Consider the following 11,923-nt stretch of genomic DNA (forward strand, 5'->3'; position numbering starts at 1 on the left):
AATAATTTATGAGTAATTCAAATGGTAAAGTAGCTATCGTCACTGGTGCCACCGGAGGTATCGGCTTTGCAGTAGCGAAAAAATTAGGTTCGGAAGGATACTCCGTAGTGTTAAACGGAATCAACGATGACGAAGGTGCCAAAAGAGTTGAAGAACTCCTGGCAGAAGGGATTAAGGCCGAGTACTGCGGTTTTGATGTTACCAAAGAAGAAGCGGTTACTGCCAATATTACTAAGATTGGCGAAAAGTACGGCAAAATCGATGTGCTCGTAAATAACGCAGGAGGGTTAGGTGGAAGGTCCCGGTTTGAAGAAATGACAACGGAATTCTACAGGTTTGTGATGGCACTAAACCTGGACTCGGTATTTTTCGCATCAAGAGCGGCAATTCCTTTCCTTAAAAAGGGAGAAAACCCCACAATTATTAATTATACTTCTAATGCCGCCTGGAATGCAGGTGGCCCCGGTGCCGGGATCTACGGCACCTCCAAGGCAGGTGTTCAGACGATCACAAGAGCATTAGCTAAAGACCTGGCGGAATATGGAATACGGGTAAACGCCGTTTCTCCTGGTACCATAGATACGCCCTTTCACCAACAAATTAAATCCACAAAGCCTGAAGTATTTGCCTCTTGGGCTAACAACATTATGCTCGGCAGGCTCGGCCAGCCAGAGGACGTTGCCGGTGTTGTGGCTTTCCTTGCAGGAAAAGACGCTGCTTTCTTAACCGCAGAAACCATTCAGGTTGGCGGTGGCCAGGCCCTGGGAATCTAATCTTTGTATACGAGACCTTCGCAAGAAATCTCATCCTAAGTGACCCAACTGGCTTTAGGCCGGTTGGGTCACATGTATTTATTATAGCCTCGGTCACAACCAGCGTTGATTTTGCACCTGTAGAGCGAATGTGACTTCTATGAAGATAAGCCAGCTGTCGATCCCCAGGGTTGCCCTGCTGGCAAAAAGTGATTTCATTTCTGTTGCCCGAGGATCGTTTAAAAACATTTCATCAAAATTTATCCAGGATGCGTACCCGGGAAATTCCAACCGTAAGTCTGAAATTAAAGCCGCACGAAACCAAATTCCCTTACGTCAGATCTGTAATGGATGGCGAAATTGAAGGGGCTTATATTGAGCACGTAACGATTGACAATAATGGTATTGCTGATTTGCAATCAGAGGATTGCAAAACAATATACCTTTTCTTCCGGGGGCAAGGGACTATAGTGGCAAATAATTTAGATTATGAGATTGTGCCTGAGACAATCTTTCTCCCCAATGAGATCAAATCCATTAAGATTGAGGCTGAAGGGGAGAGTAAACTACATTACCTGAAAATATCAAGTAAACTTACTGATCAGGATAAAATGGAGTTAGAAAAATTCCCATCAGAAAATACGCAGTCGGTGTATTACGCCAAATTCTCGGACTGTCAATCCTACGTCGAGCCGATAAAAAGCCCCAACACCGTTAGCCGAACGATCCTGCCTAACAAAATAATTCCTCGGGTAGCGATGGGAACGGTTCAGACCAAAGGGCCCGATGAAGTCGGCGCCCACCAACATCCAATGTTGGAGCAACTGTTCCTGGGCCTTTCGAAAAACAGCTGTGTCGTTTATGCGGATAATGCAAAAGTTAATTTCCCGGAACACGCTTTGCTGCATATTCCACTAGGCTCCCGGCACTCGGTTTCCGTAAATGAAGGCGAAAACCTTCACTATGTCTGGATGGATTTCTTCCTGGACAGTAAGGGCGAAGAATGGCTGAAAACCCACATCGTTGAAGACAAAGACACTAATCATGGCATTCTCTAAAGACAAAGTACTCAAAGGGCTGGCAGTTTTCCTTCCCGGCATATTCTTACTTGGTTTTAACATCGGGACGGGGAGTGTAACGGCGATGGCCAAAGCGGGGGCTTCCTACGGCATGTCCCTGCTCTGGACGATCGTCGCTTCCTGCCTGACCACTTATTTTATGATCAATCTCTACAGTCGCTATACCCTGGTAACCGGAGAGACAGCCCTCCAGGCATTCCGAAAACACATTCATCCGGGGGTTGGCATTTTCTTCATTATAGCGCTTACCGCAGGTGTTATGGGTAGCGTGATGGGCGTAATGGGGATCGTGGCCGAAATATGCTTCGAATGGTCTAAAAGCTATGTTACCGGGGGAATCTCTCCCGTTATCTTTGCGGCGTTTTTCATCACGCTGGTCTACATAATCTTCTGGAACGGGAAAACCCGTTTTTTTGAACGGGCGTTAGCAGTCATCGTGGCCATTATGTCGGTTTGCTTTGTGGCCAATTTTTTCATCCTGATGCCACCACCGGCAGACATTCTGCAAGGGTTGATCCCTAATATACCTGAACTCCCAATTGATGAAGGTCGGGGACCTTTTCTCGTGATCGCCTCGCTGGTGGGCACTACGGTTTTTTCTGGCCTGTTCATCATCAGAACCACGCTCGTCAAGGAGGCGGGATGGACACTTAAGGATAGTAAGGTGCAACGAAAGGACGCCATCGTAGCCGTGACGCTGATGTTCATCATCAGTATGTCAATTATGGCTGCTGCTGCCGGTACCCTCCACGTAGCGGGGATCGGCCTTACCAAAGCATCGCAGATGATCGGGCTCTTAGAGCCAATGGCCGGCCCGCTGGCTACGGCAATCTTTGCGTTTGGAATTGTTGCCGCCGGGGTATCCTCGCAAATTCCGAACGTCCTGATGTTGCCATGGTTACTTTGTGATTACAACCAGTCGGAGCGGGAAATGACGCTTCCAAAGTACCGGGTAATGGTATTGCTGATTTCGCTGCTTGGCCTTGTTGTTCCCGTTTTTGCTGCGCGACCCGTTTTTGTTATGATCGTCTCCCAGGCGTTCAATGCCGTTATTTTACCCGTTACCGTCGCGTGTATTTTTTACCTCGGTAACCGCAAAGACCTGATGGGGGCTTACCGGAATAGTACAGTGACCAATATCATCCTGTTTTTCATTCTGCTGTTCTCCATCTTTACTTCCGCAGTAGGCATTCGGGGAGTATGGGAGATGATCAATATTTGATCGACAAGTCGCCTGGCTGATTGGGCGGGGCCGCAGGTGCAAGGTTAGTCAGAGAAGAGCAGAGCGTTTAACAATCATCGAACCCGTCCTTCATCCTATACGGAAGGGCTGAGGCGAAGCATGATTTCGCCGAAGATTACTATTCTTGGCATAACAGTTAGCTATACTTTTTATAAATTGGTTTCAGTGGTTCGATCTTTGGACACAGTATCCAGACACTCGCAATTGCAATGGAAGCCAGGGCTGCACCAATCACGAAGGCAGGTGTGTAATTCCCTCCGGAAGTTAACCAGGGGACCAAAGACGTCAGTCCTGCAACCGCAAGCTTTGCGGCCATTCCTGAAATACCCGCCAGGGTACCTACCGTTTTACCGCCAAATAAGTCGCTGGGCAGTGTCTGCACATTTCCGATCGCGGTCTGAAAGCCGAAGAGAATAGTAGCCATCAGTAATACTGCCGTTACCGGAGCCCCCGGGTTAGACATCGCCAACAAGGCGGGTAGCATGATAACACAGCCTAAGGTGATGACCAGTTTGCGCGTACGATCAACGTTCCAACCGGCCTTGAGGCGATTCTGCGCCAATAAGCCGCCGAACCAGGCACCGAACATGGCACCAACGTAGGGCACCCATCCGTAAATACCGATCGTTTTTACGTCCATTCCATAAACCTCTGACAGGTAGATCGGAATCCAGAATACAAACAGCCACCAGATGGGGTCAATCACGGCGGAAGCGATGATGACACCCCAGCTTTCCCGGTGGGATAGCATGGTAGGAAGATCAGGATTGTAGCCTTCATCAAAGTTGCCATCCTCGTCCAGGTCCTGGTTCTTTTGCCCGGTGAGGATGTATTCTCTTTCCTCTTCCGTGATCCAGGGATGAGATTTTGGCGGAGATTTTACCAATACCACCCATGGAATCAACCATAATAGTCCGGTGAGACCCACCAAAATGAAGATGACTTGCCAACTGAAATGAACAGATAAGTAGGCAATCAGGGGAATCGAAATAATGCCTCCGATGGCGGCACCGGAATTGAATATGCCCTGAGCCAGGGCACGCTCTTTGGTCGGAAACCACTCCGCGTTTCCCTTTGTCGCCCCCGGCCAGTTACCGGCCTCAGCAATGCCAAGGATTGAGCGAAAAACAGCAAAACTGGCCATGCCGCTAGCTATCGCATGAAATGCCGTCGCTATCGACCACACGCCAATAGAAAGAACAAAGCCCAGTCTCGTTCCAATCCAGTCAAATATTTTACCAAATATCGCCTGCCCAAATGCGTAGGAAAAGACAAACACCACCGAGATGAAGGCGTATATCTCCTTGCGTTGATCCTCTGTTTTATCGGGAAACAAATCCACGGAAATCTCCGGCCACAGTACGTTTAGCGATTGCCGGTCAATGTAGTTGATGACGGTAGCCAGCGCGATTAGCGCAACTACCCACCACCTTAGTCCTGATAATTTCATGAGTGTTGTACTGAGGGTAAGAAATCTTCCCGATGCGGGCTGAATACGTCGATCAATACACCGGTCTTAACGCAAACACAACCGTGCATTACGTGTGGTGGAATGTAGTAGGAGTCACCCCCGCGAATGGTTTTTACCTCATCGCCGATCGTCATCTCAAACTCGCCACTTTCCACGTAGGTTACCTGGCTGTGGTGGTGCTCGTGTAACTGACCGACTGCGCCGGGCTCAAAGTGAACTTTAACTAGCATTATCTTATCGTCAAAGCCGTGAATCTGGCGTTTCAGGCCAGGGCCGACCTGCTCCCAGGGAATATCGTTGCCGTAGAGGTACTCTTTACTTGCTTTCATATTAATCGGTTATATCTATTAAATGATGAACACCGGTCCATTCGTAGAGGCGTTCATTAATGGTCAGTTGATGAGCCGAAGCAGATTTGTTGTCGTTGTTTGCCAGAATGAGCATCCATGCTTGTCCATTTTTATGGGCAAACCGCAATGCCGTGTAATCGGGCGTGTCAATTACGATAGCGACCTGGCTAATTTGGCCGTAAGGTTCGTACGGGGTTTCGTTGCGGGGGGTGTAGCTGCCGTGGGTTTCTAGCACCGAGGCAAAGGTGGTGGTGGCAACGTCCGTTCTCCGGAGCAGGAAGGCAGGGTCGCGCCGCAGGTTGAACTCTGGGTCGTTGGCACCAAGGCGAAGCATTCTAACCTCGTCACCTGGCAGGGTGGCCATGGTTTGCGTATAGAAAGTTCCTTCGTTTAGCCATCCAATCTGAGCGGAGTTGCCAGCTATTCGGGCACTGGCCTCCAGCCATAAATGCTGGTAGCCATGCTTAGTACCCATCGGACGTAACACACTGTTTATGGTGTAGTCGAAGTCGGTGGAAAGCAATTGACCTTTATACCAGGTAGGAAGTTCGTGTACCGCTTTTTGCGTACCAACAGAGCGGAACACATCAATAAGTAGAGGTTGCGCGAACGCAGGTGCAGTGAAAAGGATCTGAGAGCGATGCAGGACGCGGCCGGGGTAGGCATTATCCGTCACGGCACTGATCAGCTGCACATTTGCGTCTTCTTCCGACGAGAAGGCGTACAGGTCGGGGTGCAGGTCTTCCGCAACGCTGATCTCTCCGCCGTAATGGGAAGTCTCATCAATCACCAACGTGTTGTGTGCAATGGACTGTTTTGCCCAGCTGTTGTTTTCTTTCAGGTAACGACCGCCACCCTTTTGATCGATGTTCACCCAGCGGGCCGCGCCGTAATCCTGGATCACTTCTCCGGTTTCGTTATAGAAAGAGTAGGCTAACTTGTCGTAGTGGCCATGCCCCATACCCTGAGCAGAGTATTTCATCACCAGAGCGGTTTGAGCACCTCCTTTTCCATACGCCCGCAGTACCCCAACACCGCCTTCGGTACCTTCCGCACCATCGGTGAAGATCATGGATGAGGGCGAGTAGGGGAGGGCAGCCCCCGTTGCTATGGCCTTCGCAACTGCTACACCAGCCTCATCGAGTGTGTAGACACCCTGCTGTTTTGCAAGGGATAGAAGCGTTGGGTCTTTACCGAAATAGTAGTAGGCGTAATCTACCGTTTTGATCACATCCGGAGAAAAAAGTGACATCCCTTTTTGAGAGTCGTTCAGTGGGAAGAAATCACCCGTAGGGTCGGCCTGGTTTAATAAGGAGAAGGCTGCCTTTTTCAGGATCTCGTCCCGGTAGGTCAGTATGTTGAGCTCCGGCCGTTTCTCCGCAAGCGCCTTTCCGAATAACAGAAAGGGAGAGAGGGCGTACCGCAGATAGTAAGGACCTTCAGTAAAGTATCCGTCGGGCGAAAAGCTGAGGTCCAGCTGGGCTAAAAAGCCGGCCCGGCCGTCTTTGTCTTTAATGCGTCCGGAGTCGTCATCACGCAGATCATCAGGCAGATCGGCAGAAGGAATGCCGTATAAGGCTCTTTGCACCAGTGCATCGTCGCCCATCACTAAACCGATCATCCCCACGGCAGCATTGCCCCAGGTTGAATGATTATGGATACGGTTAAAAAATTGAGGGTTTTCTACGGAAAGGAAATCCGCCATCGGACGGAACAGCTCATTATTGATCCGTTCCCGGTCTGCAGGTTCCAGCCAATCGTAAATGTCCGCATAACCTTCGCTGACGTACACCAGCCAGTTAGCATCATTTAGGCATTGCCAAAAAATCTTTCCGGTAGCGTAGGAACGATTCGTTGGGTGCCTGGGCCAGCCTCGGTAAACCGCTGCATACTGCAAGAGCGCATCCTTAAGAAACACCGCATATTTCTCTTCTCCGGTGAGCCGAAACAGCGCACCGGCATCTTGCAGGGTTGACCAGTTACGCTTGTGAATTTCGTGGGTGGGACCACCCGCCATGTCTTCTGGCACGGGGACTTCGATTCCAGCCCCGATAACCGCATCAACCCTGGCCTGAGTGGCTTCCAGTTGTTTAGTGAAATCCTCCGGATAGTTTGATTGGGTAGCCGCAAAATCCTGAGAACAGCCAACGCCTGACAGGAGCATTAAAACTGCGATGTGAAGTACTAATTTCATCTTGAATTAATCTTTTAGGGTGGTGCCAACCGCCCTGCCGTCGCGGGAAGTACCATTGGTTCAGGAAGTTTTAGCTACAGACCCCACCAATGAATACGGTCGGTGGCTGAACCGATGATGGGCTAAAGGTAGTAGACTGAAACTGGTAAACCAAATTGGTTCACCAGTTTTTTGATAAAAAACTCATCATTTACTTCGCTAAAGTATTTTATTGTCCGGGAACTTATCTGGAACGGTCGGCCCAATAGTTAGAGAAACCGTACCCGGACAGGTAAAGTGGCTAATTTGGGGAGAATCAAAATTCCAGCATTGCCAACCAAGGTTTTCTCCCTGCTTTGATTACCTTCGCGCGCCCTTAGGGTGTCGCATTTTGCGTTGTCCCGTCCCTTGCACCTGCGGCCGCGCCTGATCATCGGCCGGTAAGTTGGTAAACAAAGCTGACAACACATAGGTTACTTAGGTACGTTAGTGACCCGCAGTGTACATTCATACGTTACAATATGGGCAGATGTACGTCTAAACTAGTAAACAGGGCATCCTGAATTTTAATAACTGAAAAAATTATGTATTATTGGAGGTAAGAACACTGTGTGACAGTCGTTCTAAATAGACCTACAGATACACCATTTCCCATGGAACGATATAGCGAAAAAGACCTCGTCAAGTTTGGCGAGCGGATAAAAAAAGATTACCAGCAAGCGAAACTTGAGCTCAAAATGCTCCGGGACCAGGTTAGTGAACTGAGTGAAACCATGTCTGAGGGCTTCGGCGCCGACATGGGAGAAGACAGCAGTTCGGTTAGTCAACTGGAGCTCCTGAGTGAACAGGTATTGCGTAAACGGGACCTGATTCAGGACCTGCAAAACGCCATGCTGCGGATCAAGAATAAGGTGTACGGTACTTGTAGCGTTACCGGTAAGTTGATCGACCGCCAACGCCTGGAGGCCATTCCCACTACGACTAAAAGTGTGGAAGGTATGCGTCTGGAGGCAAGTGGACAGCTCGATATCACCGCGCAAGACATTGCCCGAAGGGCCGTGGAACGCCGTGAAGGACCAAACAAAATCATCTCCAAGATCAAGAAGCCGCCACCCCCGCCCCGCAAGGTGGAGAAAAAGCGCAAAAAGCCAGGCCGTAAGCCACGTAAAGTGGTGGAGGAAGACGACGATCTTATCTAGTAAATAGTTGGTAGTAGATAGTTGATAATGCTGCCGCAGGGGAATGCTCGCTTCGCTCGTGCAGCATACTCTCAAAGGAAGGCTATTGTCACCGCAAGCTGAGCCGTGCGACAGCACTACCTACTACCCGCTATCTACAACCCACCATTTACTGTTCCCAAAATAAAACATGCCTGCGGCACAGCCGTTATAACGCCAGTCATCAACCTACGTTATGTTCAAGCAATTTTTCCTTCCCCTATTTTTCCTCTTCACTTTTTCTCTGACGCTTACGGCTCAAACCACGACGGAAGAGGAAGCACGCGAAGACCTCGATTATTATAACACCGACGACGATCGTATTCAGGAGCGACGCGGCGATACCTTTGGTGAGAACCTATGGTTTGGTACCGGCGCACAGCTGGGCTTCCAGGGGGGCAACAACACCAGTTTCTTTCAGGTCGGCCTGTCTCCCATCGTCGGTTACAAAATCAATAACTTTTTGAGCGTTGGCCCACGGGGCAGTTTCGCTTATAACAGTTATAAGGAAGACTTTGGTAACGGTGAGTTCAAAGCTAAATTCGTTACCTGGTCAGCCGGTGTTTTTACCCGGGCTAAGATCGTTTTTCCGTTTTTCGCGCACCTGGAGTACAGCCTGCTCAATGAGGTCCAAAACTTCGATGCCAACGGCGATGCCATTCGCAGTACCCGAGCCATTCCCTTCCTCGGCGGTGGCGTTAGCCAGGGCGGTGGACAGGGTGGTGGCGTTGGCTACGAGATCCTGATTTTGTTTCGCCTTTCGCAGGCAGACCGGATCGGCGACAGCCCGTTCGAGTTCCGTACGGGACTTAATTTTAACTTCTGATTTTACGGTCTTCGGGCTGAAATACCGCAGCCGGTACCGTCATTGTGATGGTACCGGCTGTTGTTTTTTGGGGCGGGGCCGCAGGTGCAGTAAAAGGTTATTGAAAGCACCGGAAGGACCCTGGTCGAGACGCTGTGCGTCGAGTGGCCTATTGGTTGCTAGGCACCGGGAGGTCCGGCACCTGCACTCAACTTAATTCCGCAAAATAAAATCAGCCATCACCTCCCGGTGCCGACTTTTTTCGTTCAGTGCCATGTCCCGCCACAGCCCACCATGGTCGAGGTCGAGGACGTGGTAAATCGTCGCGCCACGGTAACCTGAAGCCCGGATAGCCTCCTCGTAAGTTTTGGTGTAATTGTACAGTCCTATTTCAGAAACCAGCAACATCGGTGCCTTTACCTGGTCGAGGTATTCAGTGGGGGAGGCCTCCAGCCAGCCTGCAGGGGAGGGCCCAAATACAGCTTCGACGTGCTGTTTGGCCAGCGGTCGGTTGTCGGGGTCCTCATGTTCAGCGAATACTTTGTGGTAGGCCGGGATGTCGTAAGCACCAGCAATGGGAAGTAGCCCCTTTATATCATCTAATTCGAAGCCATGCTTCTTAAGGTAGCGCGGGTCAGAGCCTAGTATCGCCGCAAGGTATGCACCACAGGAGTAGCCTCCGATAAATATTCGCTCGGGATCATAGCCATATTTCTCCGCTTGTTTTCTTAACCACGCAAAGGCGGCAGCTGCATCCTCGGCATGTGCCGGATGCTGTACGCCTTCGGTTCGCTCCGGCTCCACCCATTCCGCTGTACTCAATCGATGCCCGACACTCGCCACAGCAATACCCGATCTTGCCAGTTTCCGCGCCAACGGCATTTCCTGGTTCCGGTCCACGAACGCCCAGGCACCACCACCGAGCCAGAGCAGTAAGGGGGGCTTTTTTTTAGTTTCCGGGACCACCAGGTTAAGCATTTGTAAACTGTCACCGGTGGGTAAATATGCCAGGTTCGAAATTTCCTGATAGGCCACAGTATCGGCTTGCTGGCAATTGACCGTCAGTTGGCCACCAATGAAAAAACTGATGAGGAATAAGAGATAATGCTTCATGATTACTTTTTTACGATTATATCGTTCAGTAAGGACAGGGGTAAAGGACCGTACTGCAGCACTTGGGTGTGGAAGTCTATCCAGTCGAAGTCCTTCTTTTGTGCCGCAGCTTGCTGCCAGCGCAGGAAGGTCTCCGCACCATATTTGTAGGTAATGACCTGCGCCGGCCACCGGCGCATCCGGGCAATCTCCCGCCGGGCTATGTCGTCCAGTCCACTGGAATATTCTTGCCAGAAGCTGAGGGCCTTTTCGTCTGACCACCCGTAGTAATTCAGGCCAATGTCCATCGGTACCCGCAGGGACCGGATGAGGTCCCATTCCCATTTGCCGTATTCATCGAAGTCAGTAGGATAAGCACCAAACTCTTGGCCGATCTCTTCGATGTAGGCCGCCCAGCCTTCTACGTAGGCTGAATAATTGAATAACTGCGCTATTTCCGATCGCTCGCTAAGTTGACCAGTATAACTTCTCTCATAATGGTGACCGGGCAACCCTTCGTGGGTATACAGCCAGCCAATTTGCCGCTTTTCGAAGGGGCGATCAAAGTAGGTGTAATAAAAAGTATCGTCGCGGTAGAATCCGGGGACTTGCGCCATCCGCTCATTCTGGTTCTGCGCAATGTCCAGCGCCGGGATCATTTCAATCTTTGGGAAATAATCCGGCAAGGTGGACAGCAAGTGCCGATGCAACTTTTCGCAAGCTGCCTGTACTTCCGCCGCACTGTGAAAATAGCGCGCCGGAACAGTTAGTTGTGCATGAAAAACTGCGGGATCCCGTTCTTCACGGCGGGCAATTTCTGCCATGGCTGCTTTCACCTGCTTTACTTCCCGCAACCCGAAGGCGTAGAGGGAGTCTGGCTCTACCGACAGGTCCACCCATCGTTTTAAAAAGTAACGGTACCAGGCTTTTCCATTGGGTACGGTACTCAGTCCGCCAGTAGCGATGGTGTCTGGCCGGTTATTGTTCCAGTCCGCTTCCAGCTCCAGTCGGGCTAGGTTCAACTCCGTTTCGTAGGCCATAACCCGATAATCCAGGTATTGATCTGGGGAGAGATCTTTGGCCTTAACGCCGGCTAGGTCTTTTTTGACCTGGGTAAAGAACACAGCCTGCTGTTCTATCCCTTTCGGAGAGGCAATAGCTGACAGGTTGTCAACGTAGGCAATACGGAAACCTGGCACTTCGAGGCTTTCATAGCCAAACCGGAAGGCCTGTTTTAGTGTCTCGAAGTCCGTCGTCGCCATGGCGGGTTGTGCCTGGCAGCCGATACTGAGGAGTAAAATACAGGCGACGCTGGTATAAAAAGAATTATGCATAGGGCCGCAAGGTGGGGCTAAGGCGCGGAGATGGACTTGACGAATATTGCTAATTGCGTGTTCTGCGCGCTGGTTGCAGGGTCGCTTCGCTCCTGTTGCAAAGGCTCACTGCGTTCGCGTTGCAGGTGTTGCAGTAGTTCCACTGCTGCAACTCCCGCAACCGGAGCGCAGCGACCCTGCACCCCCTGCAACCGGAGCGCAGCGACCCTGCAACTCCTGCAACCGGAGCGCAGNCCTGCAACCGGAGCGCAGCGACCCTGCAACTCCTGCAACCGGAGCGCAGTGACCCTGCAACTCTCGCAACCGGAGCGCAGCAACCCTGCAACTCCTGCAACCGGAGCGCAGCAACCCTGCAACTCCTGCAACCGGAGCGCAGCGACCCTGCAACTCCTGCAACCGGAGCGCAG

The 11,923-nt window shown here is 50.9% G+C and carries 10 protein-coding genes; 5 read left to right on the forward strand and 5 right to left on the reverse strand.

Features of this window, described 5'->3' with window-relative positions; translation table 11 throughout:
• The first annotated feature begins 8 nt into the window (after positions 1–8).
• The 3 genes from B036_RS0119870 to B036_RS0119880 all read left to right on the forward strand — a co-directional run bounded on the left by B036_RS0119870 (position 9) and on the right by B036_RS0119880 (position 3,053).
• Positions 9–773 carry an SDR family NAD(P)-dependent oxidoreductase gene (locus tag B036_RS0119870; protein ID WP_020570485.1) on the forward strand — a complete coding sequence of 255 codons (765 nt, stop codon included), beginning with the start codon at positions 9–11 and terminating at the stop codon, positions 771–773.
• A gap of 248 nt (positions 774–1,021) precedes the next feature.
• Positions 1,022–1,810: a cupin domain-containing protein gene (locus B036_RS0119875; protein ID WP_020570487.1), complete on the forward strand. Its 789-nt coding sequence runs from the start codon at positions 1,022–1,024 to the stop codon at positions 1,808–1,810.
• Entirely contained in the window at positions 1,797–3,053 is a 1,257-nt protein-coding gene (locus B036_RS0119880) for an Nramp family divalent metal transporter (protein ID WP_020570488.1), read from the forward strand. The genes B036_RS0119875 and B036_RS0119880 overlap by 14 nt, the downstream gene beginning before the upstream one ends.
• Before the next feature lie 157 nt (positions 3,054–3,210).
• On the opposite strand, the gene B036_RS0119885 is transcribed toward B036_RS0119880, so the two are convergent.
• From B036_RS0119885 to B036_RS0119895, 3 genes are read right to left on the reverse strand one after another with little or no spacing between them, the layout of a single operon-like run.
• Positions 3,211–4,524 carry an MFS transporter gene (locus B036_RS0119885; RefSeq protein WP_020570489.1) on the reverse strand — a complete coding sequence of 438 codons (1,314 nt, stop codon included), beginning with the start codon at positions 4,522–4,524 and terminating at the stop codon, positions 3,211–3,213.
• Positions 4,521–4,874 (reverse strand): cupin domain-containing protein, encoded by a 354-nt coding sequence (locus B036_RS0119890; protein WP_020570490.1) that lies wholly within the window; start codon positions 4,872–4,874, stop codon positions 4,521–4,523. The genes B036_RS0119885 and B036_RS0119890 overlap by 4 nt, the downstream gene beginning before the upstream one ends.
• Position 4,875: 1 nt before the next feature.
• The gene (locus tag B036_RS0119895) at positions 4,876–7,089 is read right to left on the reverse strand and encodes a heparinase II/III domain-containing protein (protein WP_020570491.1); all 2,214 of its coding nucleotides are present in this window, start codon (positions 7,087–7,089) and stop codon (positions 4,876–4,878) included.
• Positions 7,090–7,721: 632 nt separating this feature from the next.
• Between B036_RS0119895 and B036_RS30240 the strand changes: the two genes are divergently transcribed.
• The gene (locus B036_RS30240; RefSeq protein ID WP_020570492.1) at positions 7,722–8,267 is read left to right on the forward strand and encodes a TraR/DksA family transcriptional regulator; all 546 of its coding nucleotides are present in this window, start codon (positions 7,722–7,724) and stop codon (positions 8,265–8,267) included.
• Between the two features lie 214 nt (positions 8,268–8,481).
• Entirely contained in the window at positions 8,482–9,111 is a 630-nt protein-coding gene (locus tag B036_RS0119905) for a hypothetical protein (RefSeq protein WP_020570493.1), read from the forward strand.
• A 192-nt stretch (positions 9,112–9,303) separates the two neighbouring features.
• On the opposite strand, the gene B036_RS32395 is transcribed toward B036_RS0119905, so the two are convergent.
• Both B036_RS32395 and B036_RS0119915 read right to left on the reverse strand, forming a co-directional pair.
• Positions 9,304–10,203 (reverse strand): alpha/beta hydrolase, encoded by a 900-nt coding sequence (locus tag B036_RS32395; protein ID WP_020570494.1) that lies wholly within the window; start codon positions 10,201–10,203, stop codon positions 9,304–9,306.
• 2 nt (positions 10,204–10,205) lie between these two features.
• On the reverse strand, positions 10,206–11,516 hold the full coding sequence (locus B036_RS0119915) for a DUF885 domain-containing protein (protein ID WP_020570495.1): 1,311 nt from the start codon (positions 11,514–11,516) through the stop codon (positions 10,206–10,208).
• Positions 11,517–11,923: the final 407 nt, after the last annotated feature.

It is taken from the genome of Neolewinella persica DSM 23188 (assembly GCF_000373105.1).
Classification (GTDB): Bacteria; Bacteroidota; Bacteroidia; order Chitinophagales; family Saprospiraceae; genus Neolewinella; species Neolewinella persica.

Excerpts from the sequence above, each read along its gene's own strand:
- B036_RS0119885 (WP_020570489.1), bottom strand. The coding sequence starts at position 4,524 with ATGAAATTATCAGGACTAAGGTGGTGGGTAGTTGCGCTAATCGCGCTG.
- B036_RS30240 (WP_020570492.1), top strand. The coding sequence starts at position 7,722 with ATGGAACGATATAGCGAAAAAGACCTCGTCAAGTTTGGCGAGCGGATA.
- B036_RS0119915 (WP_020570495.1), bottom strand. The coding sequence starts at position 11,516 with ATGCATAATTCTTTTTATACCAGCGTCGCCTGTATTTTACTCCTCAGT.
- B036_RS0119880 (WP_020570488.1), top strand. The coding sequence starts at position 1,797 with ATGGCATTCTCTAAAGACAAAGTACTCAAAGGGCTGGCAGTTTTCCTT.
- B036_RS0119890 (WP_020570490.1), bottom strand. The coding sequence starts at position 4,874 with ATGAAAGCAAGTAAAGAGTACCTCTACGGCAACGATATTCCCTGGGAG.
- B036_RS0119875 (WP_020570487.1), top strand. The coding sequence starts at position 1,022 with ATGCGTACCCGGGAAATTCCAACCGTAAGTCTGAAATTAAAGCCGCAC.
- B036_RS0119905 (WP_020570493.1), top strand. The coding sequence starts at position 8,482 with ATGTTCAAGCAATTTTTCCTTCCCCTATTTTTCCTCTTCACTTTTTCT.
- B036_RS0119895 (WP_020570491.1), bottom strand. The coding sequence starts at position 7,089 with ATGAAATTAGTACTTCACATCGCAGTTTTAATGCTCCTGTCAGGCGTT.
- B036_RS0119870 (WP_020570485.1), top strand. The coding sequence starts at position 9 with ATGAGTAATTCAAATGGTAAAGTAGCTATCGTCACTGGTGCCACCGGA.
- B036_RS32395 (WP_020570494.1), bottom strand. The coding sequence starts at position 10,203 with ATGAAGCATTATCTCTTATTCCTCATCAGTTTTTTCATTGGTGGCCAA.